The organism is Peribacillus sp. NPDC058075 (assembly GCF_042885195.1).
In the GTDB taxonomy this organism is placed as follows: domain Bacteria; phylum Bacillota; class Bacilli; order Bacillales; family DSM-1321; genus Peribacillus.
In genome coordinates, this window is record NZ_JBHVSL010000001.1 from 310319 (window position 1) to 333004 (window position 22686).

The following is a 22686-nucleotide window of genomic DNA, read 5'->3' on the forward strand; positions in this document are numbered from 1 at the left end:
GTGAACAAGAGTAACGGATATCGTCTAAGCTGCGTTACAAGCTCCAGAGCCATGAGTGTTTTTTGCTTATGGGAAATTGGGTGGAACCACGGGTATAAACGCACTCGTCCCTTTTATAGGGATGGGTGCGTTTTTTTATATATAAAAATATTGCCATGATAAGGACATGAATCATTTTTACGGTCTGCAGAGAGGGAAGGGCAGGTGCGAACTTCCTGGCTTAGGAAACTGATTTACCGCCTTTGAGCTATATCGGTGAACAAGAGTAACGGATATCGTCTAAGCTGCGTTACAAGCTCCAGAGCCATGAGTGTTTTTTGCTTATGGGAAATTGGGTGGAACCACGGGTAAACGCACTCGTCCCTTATATAGGGATGAGTGCGTTTTTTTATTACTAAAAAAGGGGTGTTTATGTGATGGGTGAAAAAATGACTAAAGTTCAATTCCCGGATGGGCAGCAAAAGGAATATCCGCAAGGGATGACAGTGGAAAGTGTGGCAGGGTCCATCAGCTCAAGTTTAAGGAAAAAGGCAGTAGCAGGCAAACTGGATAAACAACTGGTTGATCTAAGTCACATGCTTAATGAGGATGCCGAATTGTCGATCTTGACTCTGGATTCGGATGAAGGATTACAGGTGTTACGACATACAGCAGCGCATGTTTTGGCGCAGGCTGTGAAAAGATTATACCGAAATGTGGAATTGGGAATGGGGCCAGTCGTAGAAGATGGTTTTTACTATGATTTTAAGTTAGACCATCCTTTGAGCTCAGAAGATCTACAAGCCATTGAAAAAGAGATGGAACATATCATAAGTGAAAATCTGGAAATCAAAAGAGTCGAAGTGACTTATGAAGAAGCTGTGAAGTTATTCGAGGGCAGAGGGGAGTCATTCAAGTTGGATATAGCAAAGAACATCCCTAATGGTGAAAAATTAACGCTCTATCAACAGGGGGAATTCGTCGATCTTTGCAGAGGGCCGCACCTTCCATCCACATCATTTGTAAAATCGTTCAAATTGACTCGCGTATCTGGTGCCTATTGGCGGGGAGACAATCAAAATGAAGTTCTTCAAAGGGTGTATGGCGTGGCATTCCGAAAGAAAAAGGATCTACAGGAACACTTTGAATTCCTGAAAGAAGCGGACAAACGCGATCACCGTAAATTAGGGAAGCAGTTGGAGTTATTCATGTTTTCGGAGGAAGCACCTGGAATGCCGTTTTATTTACCGAAAGGGCAAATCGTCAGAAATGAATTGGAGAAGTTCTCGAGGGAGCTTCAGACTGAGGCTGATTACGACGAAGTTCGGACTCCTTTCATGATGAACCAGCGGTTATGGGAACAATCGGGTCACTGGGATCATTACCATGAGAATATGTACTTCACTGAGGTGGACCAAACAAGATTCGCGATGAAGCCAATGAACTGTCCGGGGCATATGCTTATTTTCAAAAACAGTCTTTATTCATACAGGGATTTACCCATCCGGATGGCCGAATTCGGTCAAGTCCACCGTCATGAATATAGCGGTGCATTGAACGGGATGCTGCGTGTCCGTACATTTTGTCAGGATGATGCCCACATCTTTGTTCGGCATGATCAAATCGAAAGTGAAATTAAACAAGTATTTTATCTGATCGATAAGGTGTATCGCACTTTTGGATTTGAGTATTCCGTGGAGCTCTCGACGCGTCCAGAAGATTCTATGGGTGATGGCTCCCTTTGGGAAGCTTCTGAATCAGCCTTGAAAAATGTTCTGGGAGGCATCGGGATAGATTATCAAGTAAATGAAGGGGACGGGGCATTTTATGGACCGAAAATTGATTTTCATATTAAAGATGCATTAAAACGAAGCCACCAATGTGCAACAATCCAACTTGATTTTCAAATGCCTGACAAATTCGATCTGACTTACATCGATGAAAATAATGAAAAAGTTCGTCCGGTCGTCATTCATCGTGCCATTTTTGGATCGATCGATCGTTTTTTCGGAATCCTGATAGAACACTTTGCCGGTGCTTTTCCGGTATGGCTTGCCCCGGTGCAAATACAGATCATCCCTGTCTCACAAGTTCATTTGAACTATTGTTTAAAGGTTCAAAAAGAACTGAAGAACCAAGGCATAAGAGTGAAAATTGATAATCGGAATGAAAAGCTGGGGTATAAAGTCAGGGAAGCACAGATGGGGAAAATCCCTTATATGCTGGTTCTTGGAGATAAAGAAGAGAAAGAAAATCAAGTAAATGTCCGAAAATACGGGCAACATGAAGTTGAAAATGTCTCAATAGAAACGTTCATCAAGAAAATGGTTCAGCAAATAAAAGAACGCAGCATCTAACAAGAAAGCAGCTTAATCCGGAACTCACGAGTAAATGCGCGAAATTCATTAGTAGATGCACGTACACGAGTAAATATGCGCAATTCACGAGTAAATGCCCATTCCCGATTAGGTTTGAATAAAAAAGACAGCCGAAATAACTCGGCTGTCTTTTTTCTATCTACAAATCCATACCCACCCAACACCAGGAATGAACTGATTGAAACAGTTACCATCCGGTCCACCGCCACCGACAGTATTGAGGCCCATCAAAATAAAGGTATGCTCGGTGTTACCCTAAAATGCTCTGAAACAATGACCTTGTCGGCCTGCGTTCAAATGGCTCTGAATAGCGGCTTCTGGAACCAGTGTTTGTACTGGCAGTCTGTCATCATAATAAGGCAAATTAGCATAGGAATTATCGTAATAATATGGAACATTATAAGAGTAATAACCGTAATTATTATACATTCAAGAAATTCTCCCTTTGTGTTTACCCTTTCAGGCTATGAACAAATAGGGATAAGTGTCCAACATGGAAAGATGGACACTTATATGGGCAGCCTTTTATATCTTATACGAATTTACGAGTAAACTCTTATATTTCCTAAACTCTTTATGTAAATAAAACCTTGGCTGCTTGGATGGCAAAGTAAATGCCAATCCCTATAAGGGATATTCCTGAAATGATCGAGATGCCCATTAGAATGGGTTTGGATAAAAAGCGTCTGAAGGTGCTGGCGATGATGGCCATTGCGAAGTCCCAGGTTATGAGGCCGACAAGGATCCCTGAACTGTATAGAAGTAATTGATCCATATCATATTTTGAAGCGGAGTTTGCGAGAATGGATCCATAAATCCCCAGCCAAAACAAAATGGATAAAGGATTCGAAAGGGACATGATGAATCCTGTCAGGAATGAAGAAAGAAGGGAATCTTTCGCTTTTCGTGTATTCACTTCAATCTTACCTGCACTTAACAGACTTTCAATTCCGGTATAGGTCAGGACGAAAAATCCAAAAAGCCATAAAAATGTCTTCATGAAGGAGTTGTCCAAAAAGTGGACGACACCGAAAAAGACGAGGGCTATAAATACAAAATCCGCTAAAATGGCACCCCAGCCAAAAACCCAGGCATTCAAAAAACCCTTCTTGATTCCTTTATCCAATTGAGCAGCATTTATGGGACCGATCGGAGCCGCCAGTGATAAGCCTAATAATACATAGCTGAAAAAAACACCCAATTCATCACCTCATCGTTTGTTACATCCTCACTTATTTGAATGTATTCAGACAATTGGACTTGTACCACATTTTTGACCCTTTTTTTGAGGTGAAATGGTGAATCATTGTCCGGTTTGCTGCTTATGGATGACATGATGTTTTTGTAACAACACAGAAAACTCCTTCATAAATGTAATTTGGTCAAATGGAAAGCCTCAATTTTAATGCATGTGCTATTCAAAGCGGAATTGGAAGATAATTATGCCTGAATTATCGATGCCAAATAAATACAACACAATTCTTGATATCATGCATACAGATATTGCAATAAATGAGATTAAGAATCATTTTGAAGAGAGAATTTCAAATGCGTTAAACCTGATAAAAGTATCAGCACCTTTCATTTTAAATGAAGGTAATGGTATAAATGACAATTTAAATGGTGTGGAGCGGATTCTTACCTTTGAAGCTTAAACAAATCGAAGTGGTTCAATCTTTGGCAAAGTGAAAAGAATCACTCTTTCTAGGTATGATTTGGCGTGTGATGAAGGCATTTACACAAATATGTATGCGATAAGACGTGATGAAAAACTGGATCATTTACTCGTTATTTGTGGATCAATGGGACTGGGAGAATGTGCGATGTTCATCATGAAAATTGGCGGAGAGTTACAATCGGGGGAAAAGCATGATGGACGTTCTCCGGATTATGATGATTGGGACCTAAATGGAGATATATCGTTTTATGGAATCCACTCTTGGAATGTGCTTTTGAAGTTTCTTCAATGGGAATTCGAGTAGATGAAAAGTCTCTGTTAAAATAATTAAGATTATCCAAAAATGAAAATCGTAGGTGCTCGATTATCATAAGGCCGTATTGGAAGGAAAGCTTCCGTATTCAATAGGCGGAGGAATTGGGCAATCCAGACCATGCATGTTTTTGCTGAAGAAAGCACATATTGGCGAGGTTCAGGTTTCGGTATGGAATGACCAAATATTAAACGACTGTAAAAAGAGGAATATTATTCTTTTATAAAGACGAAAGCGGGAAACCCATTCTTAAAAAGAATGGGTTTTTTGTTTTAACGGTCAAAAGGGGTAATTTGGGTGAAGCGCTACTGAATAAATCTTTCTGCGCTATAACATAATAATTGGAGACATCTAATAGTGATGCCAAACAAAAATGGTTACCTTTTAAGTTGCTTTTATAATGGATGAGGAGTGTAGGTATGGAGGGTCATGAGAAGCAAAATAAAGATGTAAGCGTGTGGTGCCTGATCAGTATGGCATCGATTCCATTGGTAATGACACTTGGAAATTCAATGCTTATCCCGGTTTTGCCCATTTTCGAGGAAAAGGTGGGGATATCTTCATTCCAATCAAGCATGGTGATAACAAGCTATTCCGTAGCATCCATTTTTTTAATTCCCATAGCGGGTTATTTATCAGATCGATTTGGACGGAAAATGGTGATTCTGCCAAGCCTGATCCTAGCTCTTATCGGCGGCTTGATAGCAGGTTATGCTTCATGGAAAATGGAAAATCCATACACATGGATCATCATGGGGAGGGTATTGCAGGGGATTGGGGCGTCTGGGGCCTCGCCCATCATTTTGCCTTTGGTGGGGGATTTATACAAAGATGATGATGAAAAAACCAGTTCGTGTTTAGGAATTATAGAAACCTCGAATACATTTGGGAAAGTACTGAGTCCGATATTGGGTTCCCTGTTTGCTGCATTTATCTGGTTTTTACCTTTCTTCTCGATTTCATTCTTCAGTTTAATATCTATTGTCTTGGTCTTTTTCTTTATAAAGGTACCAAAGGAGAGGGATGAGCCGAAGAAATTCAAAGAATTCTGGCATGATACGAAAAAAATATTCAAGCAGGAAGGAAAATGGTTATATACAGTTTTCCTGATTGGTGTATTTGTCATGTTGGTTTTGTTCGGTGTTCTTTTCTTTTTGTCTGATAATCTGGAAAAAAACCATGATTTGCATGGAGTTAAAAAAGGTTTAGTGATAGCGATCCCGCTGTTTTTCCTTTGTGTATCTTCTTATGTTGCCGGGAAAAAAATCAAGGGTGAATTACCAATCATGAAAAAGATCATCATGATCAGTATAGCTGTCCTTTCAATCAGCCTTGTATTTGTCGGTTTTACAAAAAACAAGGTTTTCCTTTTATTACTCGTAACGAGTTTGGTGGGCATAGCGATTGGTGCGTTATTGCCGACACTCGACGCAATCATCACTCAAAATATAAAAAAGGAACAGCGGGGGACAATTACCTCCTTCTATATGTCATCAAGGTTCATCGGAGTTGCGGCAGGCCCTCCGGTCATGTCCCTTGTCATGAAAAATCATATCAATTTGACCTATATCATTTCAGGGATCATTGGTATAGGCATCGTGTTGATTGTTATGAAATTCATTAGTTCAGACAAAAAAGAAGCTGCTGCCTAATAGGTTTCTATAGAAATCCCCCAAAAAAAGCCGGGCTTTCCCACGGCTAATCGGGAAAATTTTTTTGCATGTGGTTATAGGCAGAAGGTTGTCACATAAAATGTACAAGTCATGAACTAGCTCGAAGGAGTGATGCTTTTTGAGTGTACATTTACTGCTGAGTTACTTTTTCTTGGGACTTACCCTTGCAGCACCGATCGGTCCGGTGAACTCTGCTCGTATCGATAAAGGAATCCAGAACGGGTTTTGGCATGCCTGGATCGTTGGGGCAGGGTCGATGATTGCAGATGCCTTGTTCATGATTTTAGTGTATGTAGGTATGGTACGGTTTTTAGAAATTCCGATTGTCCAGATTTTTCTATGGCTTTTTGGGGGATTCGTGCTTATTTATTCTGGTGTCGAAAGTGTTTTACGGGTTAACACGATATTATTAAATGAATATCGAAATAAAGATTCTTTACTTTCCTGTTTTTTGACAGGGTTCCTCATGTCTGTGACCAGTCCATTATCCATTTTATTTTGGTTGGGGATATATGGATCTATTTTAGCTAAAACAGCTTCAAGTTATGGGACATCACAACTTTTCCTTTATAGCGGGATGATCTTCCTTGGACTTACCTGTTGGGATTTTTTTGTAGCGGCATTAACGAATGGATTTCGCAGGTTCTTAAATGAAAAAAGCTTAATGGCCATTTCGATCATCTCTGGATTTTCATTGGTAGGTTTTGGGGTTTATTTTGCTTATCAAGGTATTTTTGCCATCATATCATAAAGCAGAATGCTTTAGTTTATTACATAAGGTAGCGTATTTGAAAACTTCTTCCTTGCATAATTCATTGTGGCATTATCAACACTATGAATGATGGAAGGAGGGGTAATGTCATGACGACAAAAGCCAATTGCAGTTCAGCGAAAGGGAAGGCTGTCCAAGATTCTAATGCATCAGGTGAACAACAAGGCGATATGAAATGGTGGCAGCTATCATTGGTCGGTGTAGGCTGTACGATCGGGACAGGGTATTTCCTCGGATCGACCATAGGGATTAAAACGACGGGGCCATCCATTGTATTTTCATTTGTATTGGCTGCACTAGGTACCTACATCGTTTATAATCTGCTTGCCAAGATGACAGCTGCCGATCCTCAAGAGGGTTCTTTTTGTTATTATGCCAATAAAGCATTTGGACGATGGGCTGGCTTTAGCTGTGGCTGGAATTATTGGTCCTCCAATATATTGATCATGGGAAGTCAGCTTACTGCGCTTTCGCTATTATCTCAATTTTGGTTCCCGAAAGTACCGTTGTGGCTATTTGCATCCGGTTTTGCAATAGTTTCAATCGTGGTGGTACTGCTGGGAACAAAAGGGTTCGACAGGGTGGAAAACATCCTTGCGGTAATTAAGACAGCAGCAATCGTAATGTTTATCATTATAGCCATATGTGCCGTTTTCGGCTGGTTTGGTCTTGATGGAGGGAAACCGCCATCCTTTCCGAATAAGTTCAATGAATTGTTCCCAAAAGGCCTAAAAGGGTTTTGGGCATCACTTATCTATGCCTTTTATGCGTTTGGCGGCATTGAGGTCATTGGCCTGATGGCGATGCAGCTTAAAAAGAAGGAAGATGCGCCAAAGGCAGGGACGATCATGCTCTTGGTTCTTACCATCATATATGTGGTTTCATTGGGGTTAGCCGTAACCATGATTTCGTTAGGTGCATTCAGTGAAAAAGAAAGTCCATTCGTTTCGGCATTGGACAGTTATCACCTGGCATTTTTCCCGCACGTTTTTAATGGTGCAATCATCATTGCCGGTTTCTCGACGATGACCGCTTCACTATTTGGTGTAACCAATCTATTGGTAACGCTCTCCAATGACGGGAATGCACCCTCATTATTCATGCAAAAGATCAAGAAATTCAAGGACCTTCCACTGCCTTCACTGGGTCTTGGAGCCTTAGGACTATTAGGATCAATCATCACTGCCTTGCTCCTGCCAGGCAAGATTTATGAATACATTACAACATCTGCTGGAATATTACTTTTGTATAATTGGGCATTCATCATTCTTTCTTCATTCAAAATCTTGGAGAATAAGATTTGGAGTAAGATTACGGCCGTTTTCGGACTTCTTTTAATTTTAGCAGCGGTCAGCGGCACTCTGCTTGAAAAAGAGATACGTCCAGGTTTTTTCATCAGCCTTTTATTCATCGTGATCATCGGTCTTGCCGCCGTTTTCATGAAATTCAAGGTTTGGAATAAGAACAAGGCGATGGCCGCAAAAGCCAGTAAATCGGAACTTGATTGAAAAAAGGGAACTCGACTATACGAAGTCGAGTTCCTTTCGATTTGGCTCTAAATCTCAATTATTATTGGAAGAATCATTGGTTTTTTCTTAGTTTGAGTAAAGAGATAGTGCCCCAATTCCTTCTTTATGGTTTGTTTGATGATGTTCCAACGGTATATTTTTTCACTTTGTAAGTCGTTGACCGTTTTCGTAACAAGACGATTCACATGTTTAAGGAGGTCCTCTGAATTTTGAACATATACAAATCCACGGGAAATGGTATCGGGTCCTGATACTATTTTTCGTTCCGTCTTGCTTAGTGTTATGACGATCACGAGCATGCCATCTTCAGAAAGCTGCTTGCGGTCCCGCAGAACGATTTCTCCAACATCACCAACGCCGACACCGTCAACAAAGGTATTGCCGGCAGCCACCTTTCTCGTTTGACGGGCAACGGAGTTTTCAATATCCACCACATCGCCATTACTGATAATGAAAGTATTGCCCTTCTCTACCCCGACAGACTCAGCTAGTAGTCGATGCTGGTGCAACATCCGATATTCACCGTGAATGGGAATGAAATACTTAGGTTTCATCAGGGTAAGCATGAGCTTTAACTCTTCCTGATAAGCATGTCCGGATACATGCATGCCCGTTACACTCCCAGAACCGTAAATGACTTTGGCACCCAGTTGAAACAGGTTGTCGATGATTCGTGAAACATCCCGTTCATTTCCGGGTATTGGAGTGGAGGCAAGAATCACTGTATCATCAGGTAAGATGCTCATATCCCGATAATTCGAACTGGAAAGGCGGGAAAGGGCAGCAAACGGCTCTCCTTGACTTCCTGTACATAAAACTGCGACCCTTTCAGGAGCATAACTATCGACTTCTTGTGGTTGGATAAGCATCCCATCAGGAACATCGAGGTAGCCGCGTTCAATGGCAACGTTTACGACGTTCACCATGCTTCGTCCAATCAGGGCAAGTTTCCGGTTTGTCTTCTGTGCAGCGTTCACAACTTGTTGAACGCGATTGACATTTGAAGCGAAGGTCGAAAGGATGACTTTCTGTTTTGCCTGCATGAAGGCCTCTTCGATATGGCTGCCAACGAGATGCTCCGAGGGGCTGGAGCCTGGACGTTCAGCGTTGGTGCTTTCCGATAATAAAACCAAAACACCTTCACTTCCGATTTTGGCCATTTTATGAATATCGGGATACTGATCATTCATGGGAGTCAAGTCAAACTTAAAGTCACCTGTATGAACGACCGTGCCTTCTGGCGTTCGCATGGTGACCCCAAGGCAATCGGGTATACTATGATTCGTTTTGAAAAAGTCGAGAACCATCTCCCCGAATTCCAACCTTGAATCCGAGTCGATCTGGATTAACTTCGTATCAGCCAAAAGGTTATGTTCTTTTAATTTCAATTCAATCAAACCAAGTGTTAAACGTGTGGCATAAATGGGTACATTCAATTTTTTTAAGAAATAGGGGATACCGCCAATATGATCTTCATGCCCATGAGTCACAATCAAAGCCCGGATCTTCTCTTTATTCTCTTGGAGAAAGGAAATATCAGGAATGATTAAATCGACTCCTAATAAACTTTCATCAGGAAACTTGGCACCACAGTCAATAATGATGATATCGTTTGAATATTGAACCACATACATGTTTTTACCGATTTCATTCACTCCGCCAAGAGCCAGTATGGACAAAGCATTCTCTTTCATACTCAAGTAGATAGACCTCCCTTTATGATGATAAGGATAGTGTTTCCTTAGGTCCCTTTTATAAAACCAACTCTTTTCTTAAAATCAGGCCAAAAAAACCTACCGTTTTCGGTAGGTGCGTGTATCCCAACTATTCATCGGCTCAAGCAAGAATGGATGCTATCTTCAAAAGTATCCATGTTTGCTTGGACCTGCGGTGCATATCCAGTCTTCAAAGTGAGCAGCAAACTTTCTATCAAAAATTTTCGCGGCTTGTCGGACTGCATCAGCTCATCGTGGATAAAGTCGATTAATTCAATGGCTCTTGTTCGATTTTCATCGCAAGGCAAAGCTTTGTTTATCGCTTTTTTCAATTCAGTGGTGGATTGAAGCAAATCATTATGGCAAGAATCAAGGTGGTTTGTAAAGTTTGGAAACCACGTATCCATCAGTTCCGGATCAATGATTTGTTCCCCGCTTTCAGCCACTTCATTGACTAGGCGGACAATGCGGTTCATGCAATAGCGGATAATTTGTATGTCCGGTGTACCGGCGGGATTGGCCCGATAGCTAAAATGACTCATGTGGGTCATCATCGAATGAAAGATGATGACGCTATCTAAAAGATAGGGTTTTTTGCTTTCACCGAATATATCGATAAAACGATTATACATCCAGCGTAAGCTCAACAATAGCGTGTTATTGATGAATTGTTTTAATTCTTCATCGTTGGAAACACGGACTTCTTCGATCAGGATAAGCAATTTGCTTTGCTTGTTCACCATCATCTGCAGCTCGAGCTGCCGGATGAAAATTTCAATATCGGCTGAATCTTGACCAATCAACAGTTTTTCCCGTTCATGGCGAATCTTTGTATAAAAGGAACGGAAAATGGCTATAAATAATTCCCCCTTCGAAGGGAAATAATTATAAAATGTACCTTTTGATATACCGCTGCCGTCTAAAATGTCCTGAATGGACGTCGCTTGGTAGCCTTTGTCAATAAACAGCTTATGAGCCGTATCGATGACATTCTGCCTTCGGTTGTTCATCATATCACCTTATTTTCATTATACTGCTTGTATAAATGTAATCGTACTCTATTTTTCATCACAGCACAAACCCTTATTTAAACCAGTAAATTTTTATTGCAAAAAATGAACTAGGGGTATATTATTGATTTTGTGAGTTTGGGATATACCGCTCGTATAATTAAATGAACCAATAGTTTGAATGGAGGAATAGATAAATAGTGAGTACTGCACAAACAAATGAGAAAAAGGGTTCGTATGGCATTCTAATCATACTGATGGTCGGTGCGTTCATATCGATACTGAATTCAACCCTTTTAAATATTGCCCTGCCATCAATCCAAATAGACCTGGGAATCGAGACTTCCACAGTCCAATGGCTGACAACGGGCTATATGCTCGTGAACGGAATCATGATTCCGACAACTGCCTTTTTAATAAGAAAATATTCGGTGCGTAATCTGTTCCTGACAGCCATGCTCCTATTCTCAATCGGGACGATCGTGGCAGGTGTAGCGCATGTATTCCCGCTATTATTGAGCGCACGTATGGTTCAGGCTGCCGGTTCGGCAATCATGATGCCATTATTAATGAACGTACTTTTAACTTCTTTCCCTGTTGAAAAACGGGGCTCGGCAATGGGACTATTCGGTTTGGTCATGATGTTTGCCCCTGCAATCGGGCCGACGCTTTCAGGCTGGATCATCGAGCATTATGATTGGAGAATGCTATTCCATTTCATTACTCCGCTAGCTTTACTAGTGCTTATTTTCGGCTTCTTTAAACTCAAAGACCACAAGGAAAAAGTCGATATCTCAATTGATAAAATATCGGTCATCCTTTCAAGCCTAGGCTTTGGCGGTTTGCTTTACGGATTCAGTTCGGCAGGCAGCAAGGGTTGGGATAGCCTTGAGGTATACGGAACACTGGTAGTCGGTGTCATCTCCCTGATTCTTTTCATAACACGCCAGCTTAAAATGGAATCACCAATGCTTGAGTTCAAGATCTTCAAGCACCCGATGTTCGCTTTATCCGCAACGATCTCAATCGTACTGAACATGGCGATGTTCTCGGGGATGATCTTAATTCCGATGTACACACAAACAGTACGTGGCATTTCACCATTCGATTCTGGATTACTGATGCTTCCAGGTGCGTTATTAATGGCCCTCATGTCACCGGTTACCGGTAAGCTTTTCGATAAGTTCGGTGCCCGCATACTTGCTTCAATCGGTTTGCTTATCACCGTGGTAACTACGTATTTGCTAAGTAAATTATCAATGGAAACTACGTATACAGAAATTGTAATCCTGTTTTCCGTTCGTTCCTTCGGGATGTCAATGTCCATGATGCCGATCATGACAAATGGTTTGAACTCGCTGCCAGCCCGCATGAACCCGCACGGTACAGCCATGAATAACACACTGAACCAAATTTCCGGTGCGATCGGTACGGCATTGCTCGTTACGGTCATGTCGAACCGTGCAGCTTCTACGGCCGAAGATTTAATGACGAAAGCGATGAGCAAATTAACAAGCCAGCCCACTGCTGAGATGATGGGCCAAATGAAAGCCCAAATCGGGATGCAGGCAATGCTGGATGGAATTAACTTCTCCTTCTTTGTATCTACCTTCATTGCCGGTGTGGCGCTGATTCTGGCATTATTCATTAAGCGTGCTTGGCCGGCTGAAGAAAAACCAGCTGTAAAAAAAGATCAAACCGCTTAAATGAAACAATAAAAGGCCCCATGCCACCTGAATCTTTCAGGCAGCATGGGGCCTTTTTTATAACTTCTGCCATTTAGTTTGATTTACAGCGGAATTATTCGACCCACGATGGAGTAATTCGACCCCCGCAAGAATTAATTCGACCTACGATGGAGTAATTCGCCCCACGCAAAGATTAATTCGACCTACCACCGATTTAATTCGACCTACGAATCAAGAATGTTTTAATCGGTGATTTCACCTGTTTACAAAAAAGCGCAGTGCCATTTGCACTGCGCTTTTTTTACTTCAAGATGTCACTTCTTCTGAAGTTACTTTTGCATGCTGGATATGGCTGGCTATCCAGCCAATGATCGCTGCAGAAACGAGATAGGCAAGTAAGATCCAAATCTGCGCCTGCAAGTTTTCCCAGCCGCCTAATGAGATGACCTCTTGAAGTTCCTTTAATGAGTGGGCCATAGGTAGAAATTGACCGATTTTCGTCAATAATGACATGCCCAGTTCGCCTGGGAATGTTCCGCCGCAGGTCGCCAATTGGAAAACGAGAAGGGTCACGGCTGCGAATTTTCCCACCACTCCGAATACGGTCACCAGCATAAGAATGAACGTCATGAAGGTAAATGAAACGATGATGCTTGATAGAATGAATACAGGGACACTGGCTACATGTAAATGGAATCCAAGCAGGACGACTGCATCCACTAGAAGTGCCTGTATCAAGCCGATTACATATACCAGCATTAATTTATTCGTGAAATGAACGGTTCCTGTAACCTTAAGATTCTGCCTGCGGCCAAGCGGCAAGATATTGGAAGCCATGATGCCGCCTACATAAAAGGCCAATGACAGAAAATAAGGGGCAATTCCGGTTCCGTAGTTAGGTACTTCAGATAAATTGGATTGGACCAATTGTACAGGTTCAGAGAACATCGAAGTGGTTGAATCGTCGTACTGAAGACTGGCCGTTTTATCGGCAGCTTCATTAAGCTTGGCGGATAATTTGCTTGAACCCTTTTCCAGTGAAGCCAGTCCGTCTTGAAGTTCCTTGGATCCACTGGCTAACTGGCTGCTCCCGCCTGCTAGTGACTCGATTCCGGCATGTAAAGTGGAGAAACCATTTTTCCATTTAAATAATCCATTCGCCAATTCTTCAGAACCCTCGTTTAATTGCTTAGCACCTGAGGTAGCTTGTGCCATTTTATCACCAAAAGCATTCATCCCGGTTTGAACGGTTTCTTGTCCATCAGCCACTTTGGCAGCACCTTCGCCCAATTGCTTTTGACCGGCATGTAAAGTGGTGGCTGCTTCGGATAAACCTCCTGATAGGGCAACGATTTGCTTGAAGTCTTGATCCTTTATTGCATCGGGATGACTTTTCATATAGGCATCCAATTGTTTTTTTAGCGTATTCGCTGTATCGGCAGCCTGTTCTTGCCCTTGCATCAATTTTGCATTTCCGGCTGACCAGTTCTCGACACCCTGACTTACTTCATTCAATCCATTTTCCAATGAGTGATGTCCATCTGATAGCTGCTTCATGCCGGAATATAAGTTCTGGGAACCTGATGATAACCCTGTGGCACCATCCGCTAAGGCTTCTTGTCCATCCAAGAGCTGGTTGCTTCCTGTTTGCAGCTTCTGGGCGCCATCATTCAAATCCTGGATGCCATCATTCAATTTCTCACTGCCGTTATTCGCATCCACCGTTCCTTGATGAAGTGTTTCCGCTCCATCCCCGGCATCCGCCAAGCCTTTAGAAACCTCCTGGAATTTCGAAAGGATGCCTTCCGAATAGACTTTTGTAATGCTTGCGTTGATCTTTGCCGTCATTTTTTCAACAGCAGTAGAGCTGATCTGTGAGGCAACGAAATTCTTACCTGGATTGACAGTATACAAAAGTTTAGCTCTTTCCGGTTCTTCATCCATTAAAGTCGTGACATTTTCCGAAAAATCTTCCGGAATCGTGACAACCATATAATAGGTACCTTCCTTAAGGCCCGTTTTTGCCTCCTTTGCCGTGACAAAGTGAAAATCCAATTCTTTCTGTTTTTTCAATTGTTCAACGAAATCATCTCCAGCCTCGACTGGCTTATTGTCCATTTCCGAACCATTATCGAGATTGACAACTGCCACAGGGAGCTGATCCAACTTCCCGTAAGGGTTCCAATATCCTGCAAGGAAGAAACCTGAGTAAATCAATGGAACGACCAAAAGGAAAATCAAGGCGATTCTCCCGTGTTTATGTTTCCACATTGCTTTTATATCTTGAAATACAAGTTGTAAACCTTTCATTATTTGAGCCTGCCTTTTCTAACCAAGAGATTATTTTATCATAATGGTTTTTTCAGATACTGTATAATACATAATTGATTATGCAATAATAGATTTAAATCTATGTGAAAAGAGTGGGAAAATGGAAATTTTACAGCTGCAGTACTTTCAAACCGTAGCACGGCTGGAACATATGACGAAGGCTGCGGAACAACTTCAGATTGCTCAGCCATCCCTCAGTAAAACCATATCCCGGCTTGAAGAGGATTTGGGAGTCGCACTGTTCGATAGGGAACACCGGAAAATCAAGCTCAATGCAGCCGGACGAATTTTCTTGAACCGGGTTGAACGTGCTTTTGCGGAACTGAATGAAGGGAGGCGCGAAATAGTGGAATTAACAGATCAAGACCAAAAGAACATCACCTTGGCCGTTACCATTCCCAGGGTCCTGCCTGATTTATTGGGGACATTTTTATCTCAATACCCGGATGTCCGTTTTCAACAATTCCTAAAATCCATATCATCCATGAAGCAGCTTCTAATAGAAGGAGAAATCGATTATTGCATATCATCGGTTCCGATTGAAGGCCCAGACTTAAAGTGGGAACCGCTGATCACCGAAGAAATATACTTGATCGTGCCTCCCAATCACCGGCTGGCAGGCATGGAAAGCATTACACTTCAAGAAGTGAAAGATGAATCATTCATCAGTATGAACACAGGATTCGGGTTCCGCAGCCTCACCGACCAATTTTGCCTCGAAGCAGGATTCGTCCAGCACATCGCCTTCGAAGGAGATGAACCAGCTGTCATCTCGGACCTTGTCAGGAAAGGGTTGGGAGTCGCTTTCGTATCCGAATTGACATGGCTTCATCAAACCGGATCATTATCCCATAAAATCCGAATAACTGAACCTGCTTGTCAAAGAACAATAGGGCTCGGCTGGTCAGAAAAACGCTACTTCACCCCAGTAGCCAAGCAATTTCGGTTATTTGTCATGGATTACTTCGCTGCCGCCAACTCCGCCAGACCAAGATGAATAATGTGGAGAAGGTCGAAATAATCGGATGAAGACAGGAGTGTCGCCGTTAGGACGAATGAATGGGTGAAGGCATAAAAAGTATAATTAAATTATAGTGAACATAGTATTTTAGGAGGTTTTTTAAAAATAGATCGGGTTCAAAATTATGAATCCGATCCTGGGAGATGAGCGGAGATGGAAATACGGGTTTATCAAATTGAATGGAATGGACTCACGTTTCAATATCGGGAGAGCGGGGATGTTTCTGCACGGCCGCTGGTTGTTCTTCACGCACTGGGGAAAAGTGCAGAGTCATGGGATCAAGTGGCTGCAGCATTAGGAGAAAATTATCGTGTATTAGCTTTAGATCAACGGGGTCACGGTGGGAGTGCGAGAACTAATACATACACTTTTGAATTGATGTGCGATGATTTGCTTCATTTTGCGGATGCGCTTAAGTTGGGGAGGTTTTCACTTATGGGGCATTCCATGGGGGGAACAGTTTCCTATCTTTTCTCGCAAACTTTTCCTTCGAGGATAGATAGGTTGATTGTCGAAGATACGCCTCCACCTTTCTCGGATGAACCAGTTGAGATTCCTTCCCAACCTTCTGGCCCTCTGCCGTTTGATTGGCAGGTTGTGCCTTCGATTCTACAGCAGCTTAATGAACCCGATCCCGAATGGTGGGCACGTCTTACCGATATTATGATGCCGACGCTTGTTATAGGGGGCGGGTTGAGCCATATACCCCAAAATAAATTGCAGGAGGTTTCCGAGCTTATTCCGAATTGCGAATTGGTGACGATAGAGGATGCCGGACACTTTGTCCATGAAGATAATTTACCAGCGTTCTTGGCTGCCGTAACAGGGTTTCTTTCCAAAGGACAGGCGCTTTAATACGTATAAGAGGGTTGCCGATGCAGCCCTCTTTTTCCTGCTTTAAAATGAATGGTTAATTTTAAAGACGGAATTTACCGATTTATTATTCAGGAATTCCAGCAACTGTTCAGCCATATAGTCAGCGCTATATTTAAAGCCAGTGTTGACCCATTCGATGATCATGCCTAATATCGCATATGCTTGGTAGCTGGAGGCAAGTTCTATATTGATTTTAGGATTCGGCAGGTAATCTTCCAGGTCCTCCAATGGAAGTTTCTTTAACTCATTACAAATCCGTTCCAGTAATGTAGGCCATGCATTCGACTTTAGGAGGAGGGTATAAATGTTTGCAAAGTTAGCTACATGTTCAAATATTTTGATGACTGAAGCCGTTAGTTCTTTGATGGTGAAAAGTTCAACGTTCTTATAAGGTTCCCGGTAGGATATGATCAAATCGGCAATCACATCCTCCATGACCTCTTCAAGCAGTTCCTCTTTGTATTGATAGTGTTTATAAAATGTACCCCGATTAAGGTCGGCGAGTTCTACAATGTCAGTAATTGTTATATCCCTGAAATCCTTATTTTGCATTAATGATATGAGGGATTCTTTCAAAGCCATTTTGGACTTCCTGATCCTTCTATCAACCCCAGTGTTATGATCAGTCATTTTCTTCACCCTTTGTTCGTTATTGTGCTTTTAATAAACAAAATGACCACTTTCTGTTCATTGTTCAACATCGAGGTCATCATTTGCTGATTGTGTAAGCCTAGTGAAACTAATTATACTATAAAGGAAGGTAGTTAATGAACACTTGTACACTAAGTATCACTTCACTAGAATGAATGGGGGGAGTTCAAATGAAATTACAAGACAAAGTGGCAGTAGTGACTGGAGCAGCATCTGGCATGGGGAAACAAATTGCTATAGATTATGCTAGAGAAGGGGCTAAAGTCGTCGTATCGGATCTGAATCTTGATGGTGCGAACGAAACGGTAGAAGAAATAAAAGCGAATGGCGGTATGGCCTTTGCCATTAAAACAAACGTAGCCGTAGAGGAAGATATTCAACATTTGATCGATACCACGGTCAGTACGTATGGTACGGTGGATATTTTGGTGAATAACGCGGGCATCATGGATGGCATGGAGCCTGCTGGAGACATTGAAGATTCTAGATGGGATCGGATTTTTGCCATTAACACGACAAGCGTCATGCGTTCGACTAGAAAGGTGTTGCCGATCTTTTTAGAAAAACAAAAAGGGGTCATCATTAATATTGCTTCTGCTGGGGGTTTGTACGGTGCTCGAGCAGGCGCAGCATACACTGCCTCTAAACACGCAGTCGTTGGGTTCACAAAAAACACGGGCTTCATGTATGCCAATGAAGGGATTCGCTGCAATGCTATAGCACCAGGCGGAGTTGAAACAAATATTGGTTCCAGCATGACGAATATCAATGAGTTTGGCATCTCTCGCCAACAATTGGGTATGGCTATCAATCCACGCAATGGAAAACCTGAGGAAATCGCTAAAGTGGCTTTGTTCCTTGCTTCAGACGATTCCAGTTTTGTTAATGGAACAGTCATCACCGCAGATGCTGGTTGGAGTGCATATTAAAAAAGAATGGTCAAGAACTTGGTGACTGATATATGCATTCCTGCCAGTAAGCAGGGATGCATTTTTTTGAGTGGAGCATTGGATGGGGGGGAATTTGGGGTAGCCAGACAATTTGCTAGAGGAAGTTTCAACCTCATTTCAATCGAAAGTGGATAAGCGGGGGCTGGATAGTTCGACTACTATCCAGTTTTTTAAAAATAATTATGCTATCAATTGGATTTAAAAGATAAGGTGAACTCTGAAATCTTGGAAGCAAAATAGGTTCCCTGAAAAAATCCACTTTCCCTATGAAATTGGATCATTGAGTGATCCATTAGTGATCCATTAGTTTGCTGCAATACCTCTCAAACGATATATTAATTGGCGTGAGAATATTGAAGGACTTTCTGCCGGACGTAATCAAGGTGCTTGTACATTTGGCTGAATGCTTCATGTGGGTCATGTGCTGCAAGTGCCGCATAGATGGCTTTATGATACTTCACAGTCAGTTCCCGCTCTCTGAATTGAATCAGGCTATTTATTTTATTATGAGTGATCAATAAGGAATCGATCATGCCTTCAATTATGGGATTGTTTGCACTTAAAGCAATGATCTTGTGGAATTCTTTATCGGCTTCTCCATAATCGTTGTCTTTACTATTGGCAATCGTGTCAATCGTAACTTGCAGTTTCTCCAGCTGTTCGTCTGTGATCTTCTCGGCAGCCATGGTTACCAGTCCCAACTCCAATGCCATTCGCGCTTCGATGATCGCTGGTAAATTATCCGTAGCCAGCGCCAGCATGACAGAGAATGGATGTGTACCGATTTTATCGTTAAAAAAGGTTCCTTCGCGCGTTTTCCGTGTAATGACACCAAGTGTATCAAGTGCACTGAGCGCCTCACGTAAAACAGGTCGGCTTACTTCAAGTTCTTTCATAAGTTCCATTTCAGGAGGCAGTTTGTCGCCCGCTTTCATTTGTCCGCTCACGAGCAGATGCACAATTTGATCCACGACTTGTTGTGAAAGAGTGTTGCGATGTACCGATTGTACGCCTAGTTTCTTTGACGATTCTTCCATTGTGTAACCCCTTTTCTGTTAAATCCTATATGTATTCATACTGTAAGACTAATTATATAATATAATACACTTATTTGCATGTGAGGATAAGAAGAGCTATGTCCAAAAAAAGTAAAATGCGCCGCTCTAAGAGAGAGACGCACGCATTGTTGGAAAAAAAATCATCTCACAAGGCAAGGAGATTTTGGATTGAACTTCCATCCGGAAACCAGGTATTGCATAGCCATTGAATCATCACGGGCACCAAGTCCTTTTTGTTTATAAAGCTGATGTGCCTTCTCGATTTGTTCCATATCCACTTCTATTCCAAGTCCAGGTTTGGAAGGGACATCGACCATTCCGCCGACAATTTTAAAAGGTTCTGTCGTTAAACGCTGCCCATCCTGCCAAATCCAGTGGGTATCGATTGCAGTGATTTTTCCTGGTGCGGCTGCTGCAACATGTGTAAACATGGCAAGTGATATGTCAAAGTGATTATTGGAATGTGATCCCCATGTCAATCCCCAGTCGTTGCACATTTGAGCGACCCGGACGGAGCCCTGCATTGTCCAAAAATGCGGATCGGCAAGAGGGATGTCCACCGATTGAAGTTGTATGGAATGCCCCATTTGCCTCCAATCCGTTGCAATCATATTCGTAGCGGTTGGAAGGCCCGTTGCACGCCTGAATTCAGTCATGATTTCCCGGGCGGAAAAACCATTTTCCGCTCCGCATGGATCTTCCGCATAAGCTAAAACTTGATGCTGATCGCTGCAAAGTTTAATCGCATCCTCAAGTAGCCAGCCGCCATTTGGATCAAGCGTGATCCTGGCTTCAGGGAAGCGTTCCGCAAGTGCCGTCACCGCCTCGATTTCCTCCTCCCCGCGTAAAACCCCGCCTTTCAATTTAAAATCATTGAATCCATAGCGAGAGTGGGCCGCTTCTGCCAAGCGGACAATCGATTTGGGCGTCAGTGCTTCTTCATGACGGAGGCGAAGCCAGTCATCTTCCGCTTCCGGTTCGCTTAAATAACCAAGATCTGTTTTATTGCGGTCACCTAAATAAAATAAGTAGCCCAGCATTTCCACCTTATTACGCTGCTGTCCTTCACCGAGAAGGGCTGCGACAGGAACACCTAAATATTGGCCAACCAAATCAAGAAGTGCCGCTTCCAATGCTGTTACGGCATGAATGGCAATACGGAGATCGAACGTCTGGAGGCCGCGCCCTCCAGCATCGCGGTCCGCAAACTGCTTACGGATGGTATTTAGAATGTTGTTGTATGTCCCAATGGACTGGCCGACAACCAATTGTTTGGCATCTTCGAGTGTTTGGCGGATTTTTTCGCCCCCAGGAACTTCACCTACACCTGTATTACCCGCATTATCTTTTAGAATGACAATATTCCGGGTGAAATATGGAGCATGGGCACCGCTCAAGTTCAGCAGCATGCCGTCATGGCCCGCAACTGGAATAACACTCATTTCAGAAATTACCGGTGTGCCGATTTTTACATGATCCTTAAGTATTTGATTGTTCATAATTTTTCCCCCTACTAGAATATTTAGTTGACTATGACTTTAACTCTACCCGTTTAATTTCACCAACCAGGAATAAATAACTTAAAATTGCAACAAGAGCATTGGCACATACAAAGACTAGCGCCCCATTGAACGACCCTGTCGTGGCAATGATATAACCGATGATGATCGGTGTTGTAATGCCGGCAATGTTACCGAATGTGTTGAAAAGCCCCCCGCTGACACCGGACATTTCTTTTGGTGAAGTATCGGCCACTACCGCCCAGCCGAGTGCCCCAAATCCTTTACCGAAAAACGCAAGGGCCATAACGAAAATGACAACCCATTCCGTATCTACATAGTTTGCTGCTACCAAGCTCATCGATAGAATCATCCCAACAACAATTGGGAATTTTCGGGCGACAGTCAATGAGAATCCCTTCCGTAACAAGAAATCCGAGAATGTTCCTCCGAGAATGCCGCCAAAAAATCCACAAATGGCGGGAAGGGAAGCGACGAGTCCAACTTCAAGAATGGTCATGCCCCTTTCTTGTACAAGGTACACAGGAAACCATGTCAGGAAAAAGTATGTTAACGTCGTAATGCAATATTGTCCGAGATAAACACCTAACAGCATGCGGTTTGATAAAAGCTGCTTAATATGATCCCAGTTGACGCCTTTCTTTTCCTCCTTATTTGTACTGCTTTGATCCATATTGATCAAAGCGCCGCCAGCTTCGATATATTCAAGCTCTGCTTTGTTGATACGAGGATGTTCCTTCGGGCCATAAATCGTTTTCAGCCAGATGAATGCAACGATGATTCCTAAAGCACCCATAAAGAAGAAGACGTATTCCCAACCAAATTTATACGTAATGTAACCCATAATCGGTGCAAAGAGAACGGTTGCAAAATACTGGGCTGAATTGAAAGTGGCAGCCGCGGTTCCGCGTTCATGGCTTGGGAACCAGGTAGCAACGATGCGGCTGTTGGCCGGGAAGGAAGGGGCTTCTGCCAATCCAACTAAAAAACGCAGTCCGAACAATACCATGACAGCTGTTCCGGCAGAACCGAAAAAACCGAGAAATCCTTGTAAAAGCGTAAAGGTAGACCATAACGTGATACTCCAAAAGTAAACCTTTTTTGAGCCAAAACGGTCTAAAAGCCATCCGCCTGGAATTTGTCCAGCTACATAAGACCAAGCGAAAGCGGAGAAAACATAACCCATCATGACTGAATCGAGACCAAGCTGACCAGACATGTCCGTACCCGCGATCGACAGTGTCGCACGATCCGCATAATTCAGAGCAGTGACCAAAAAGAGCATAAAGACAATGAACCATCGTGTGCGTGTTTTTTTCTGGGCACTTGGCAGTTTAGGAGATGGTTGAAAAACTTTTTCTTCAGCGTTCATATACTCACTTCCTTAATCGTATTTAATTACAATTTTTATTTGATACCGCTTACAATATTAACCGTTTCCTCCTTCGTGAAAATTCTTAATATTTAGTTTTGTCCAATGGTAAGACAAATAAAATTGTTTGTCAATCGCTTTTTTTATAAATCTTTTTTCATTTTAGCTCCTT

General features: G+C 42.4%; 18 protein-coding genes, 1 pseudogene and 1 other annotated feature. Of the genes and pseudogenes, 10 read left to right on the forward strand and 9 right to left on the reverse strand.

Going from position 1 to position 22686, the window contains the following annotated elements; all coding sequences use genetic code 11:
- Window positions 1-146: 146 nt before the first annotated feature.
- Window positions 147-368, forward strand: a binding site (T-box leader).
- 60 nt (window positions 369-428) lie between these two features.
- Window positions 429-2336 carry a threonine--tRNA ligase gene (gene thrS / locus ACFVS1_RS01615; RefSeq protein WP_387549168.1) on the forward strand — a complete coding sequence of 636 codons (1908 nt, stop codon included), beginning with the start codon at window positions 429-431 and terminating at the stop codon, window positions 2334-2336.
- On the opposite strand, the gene ACFVS1_RS01620 is transcribed toward thrS, so the two are convergent.
- Window positions 2333-2551 (reverse strand): hypothetical protein, encoded by a 219-nt coding sequence (locus ACFVS1_RS01620; protein ID WP_387544852.1) that lies wholly within the window; start codon window positions 2549-2551, stop codon window positions 2333-2335. The two genes, thrS and ACFVS1_RS01620, sit on opposite strands and share 4 nt — an antisense overlap.
- A gap of 380 nt (window positions 2552-2931) precedes the next feature.
- Window positions 2932-3558: a LysE family transporter gene (locus tag ACFVS1_RS01625; protein WP_387544853.1), complete on the reverse strand. Its 627-nt coding sequence runs from the start codon at window positions 3556-3558 to the stop codon at window positions 2932-2934.
- 289 nt (window positions 3559-3847) lie between these two features.
- Here ACFVS1_RS01625 and ACFVS1_RS01630 point away from each other — a divergent pair.
- The 5 genes and pseudogenes from ACFVS1_RS01630 to ACFVS1_RS01650 form a co-directional block, all read left to right on the forward strand.
- A pseudogene (locus ACFVS1_RS01630) lies at window positions 3848-4081 on the forward strand (aspartate--ammonia ligase); the annotation flags it as partial.
- 21 nt (window positions 4082-4102) lie between these two features.
- The gene (locus ACFVS1_RS01635) at window positions 4103-4339 is read left to right on the forward strand and encodes a hypothetical protein (protein ID WP_387549170.1); all 237 of its coding nucleotides are present in this window, start codon (window positions 4103-4105) and stop codon (window positions 4337-4339) included.
- Window positions 4340-4767: 428 nt separating this feature from the next.
- Window positions 4768-6000 carry an MFS transporter gene (locus tag ACFVS1_RS01640; RefSeq protein ID WP_387544855.1) on the forward strand — a complete coding sequence of 411 codons (1233 nt, stop codon included), beginning with the start codon at window positions 4768-4770 and terminating at the stop codon, window positions 5998-6000.
- A gap of 139 nt (window positions 6001-6139) precedes the next feature.
- A complete protein-coding gene (locus ACFVS1_RS01645) occupies window positions 6140-6772 on the forward strand; it encodes a LysE family transporter (protein ID WP_387544857.1) in 633 nt (210 codons plus the stop codon).
- 191 nt (window positions 6773-6963) lie between these two features.
- On the forward strand, window positions 6964-8301 hold the full coding sequence (locus ACFVS1_RS01650) for an amino acid permease (protein WP_352927612.1): 1338 nt from the start codon (window positions 6964-6966) through the stop codon (window positions 8299-8301).
- Between the two features lie 47 nt (window positions 8302-8348).
- On the opposite strand, the gene ACFVS1_RS01655 is transcribed toward ACFVS1_RS01650, so the two are convergent.
- Both ACFVS1_RS01655 and ACFVS1_RS01660 read right to left on the reverse strand, forming a co-directional pair.
- The gene (locus ACFVS1_RS01655; RefSeq protein WP_387549172.1) at window positions 8349-10016 is read right to left on the reverse strand and encodes a ribonuclease J; all 1668 of its coding nucleotides are present in this window, start codon (window positions 10014-10016) and stop codon (window positions 8349-8351) included.
- 134 nt (window positions 10017-10150) lie between these two features.
- Window positions 10151-11050, reverse strand: a complete 900-nt coding sequence (locus ACFVS1_RS01660) for a TetR/AcrR family transcriptional regulator (protein ID WP_387544858.1) — start codon at window positions 11048-11050, stop codon at window positions 10151-10153.
- Window positions 11051-11247: 197 nt separating this feature from the next.
- Between ACFVS1_RS01660 and ACFVS1_RS01665 the strand changes: the two genes are divergently transcribed.
- Window positions 11248-12753, forward strand: coding sequence for a DHA2 family efflux MFS transporter permease subunit (locus tag ACFVS1_RS01665; protein WP_387544859.1), 1506 nt, complete (start codon window positions 11248-11250; stop codon window positions 12751-12753).
- 288 nt (window positions 12754-13041) lie between these two features.
- Here ACFVS1_RS01665 and ACFVS1_RS01670 read toward each other — a convergent pair whose 3' ends face one another.
- Window positions 13042-15045, reverse strand: a complete 2004-nt coding sequence (locus tag ACFVS1_RS01670; protein ID WP_387544861.1) for a YhgE/Pip family protein — start codon at window positions 15043-15045, stop codon at window positions 13042-13044.
- A gap of 121 nt (window positions 15046-15166) precedes the next feature.
- Here ACFVS1_RS01670 and ACFVS1_RS01675 point away from each other — a divergent pair, with 121 nt between their 5' ends.
- Window positions 15167-16063: a LysR family transcriptional regulator gene (locus ACFVS1_RS01675; protein WP_387544862.1), complete on the forward strand. Its 897-nt coding sequence runs from the start codon at window positions 15167-15169 to the stop codon at window positions 16061-16063.
- A gap of 177 nt (window positions 16064-16240) precedes the next feature.
- Window positions 16241-16942 carry an alpha/beta fold hydrolase gene (locus tag ACFVS1_RS01680; RefSeq protein ID WP_387544864.1) on the forward strand — a complete coding sequence of 234 codons (702 nt, stop codon included), beginning with the start codon at window positions 16241-16243 and terminating at the stop codon, window positions 16940-16942.
- A gap of 42 nt (window positions 16943-16984) precedes the next feature.
- Here ACFVS1_RS01680 and ACFVS1_RS01685 read toward each other — a convergent pair whose 3' ends face one another.
- Window positions 16985-17593, reverse strand: coding sequence for a TetR/AcrR family transcriptional regulator (locus tag ACFVS1_RS01685; protein ID WP_387544866.1), 609 nt, complete (start codon window positions 17591-17593; stop codon window positions 16985-16987).
- 191 nt (window positions 17594-17784) lie between these two features.
- Here ACFVS1_RS01685 and ACFVS1_RS01690 point away from each other — a divergent pair, with 191 nt between their 5' ends.
- The gene (locus ACFVS1_RS01690) at window positions 17785-18543 is read left to right on the forward strand and encodes an SDR family oxidoreductase (RefSeq protein ID WP_352925211.1); all 759 of its coding nucleotides are present in this window, start codon (window positions 17785-17787) and stop codon (window positions 18541-18543) included.
- A 356-nt stretch (window positions 18544-18899) separates the two neighbouring features.
- Here ACFVS1_RS01690 and ACFVS1_RS01695 read toward each other — a convergent pair whose 3' ends face one another.
- The 3 genes from ACFVS1_RS01695 to ACFVS1_RS01705 form a co-directional block, all read right to left on the reverse strand.
- The gene (locus ACFVS1_RS01695) at window positions 18900-19601 is read right to left on the reverse strand and encodes a FadR/GntR family transcriptional regulator (protein ID WP_352925212.1); all 702 of its coding nucleotides are present in this window, start codon (window positions 19599-19601) and stop codon (window positions 18900-18902) included.
- 161 nt (window positions 19602-19762) lie between these two features.
- On the reverse strand, window positions 19763-21121 hold the full coding sequence (gene gudD, locus ACFVS1_RS01700) for a glucarate dehydratase (protein ID WP_387544868.1): 1359 nt from the start codon (window positions 21119-21121) through the stop codon (window positions 19763-19765).
- A gap of 31 nt (window positions 21122-21152) precedes the next feature.
- Window positions 21153-22514, reverse strand: coding sequence for an MFS transporter (locus tag ACFVS1_RS01705; protein WP_352925215.1), 1362 nt, complete (start codon window positions 22512-22514; stop codon window positions 21153-21155).
- Between the last annotated feature and the right edge of the window lie 172 nt (window positions 22515-22686).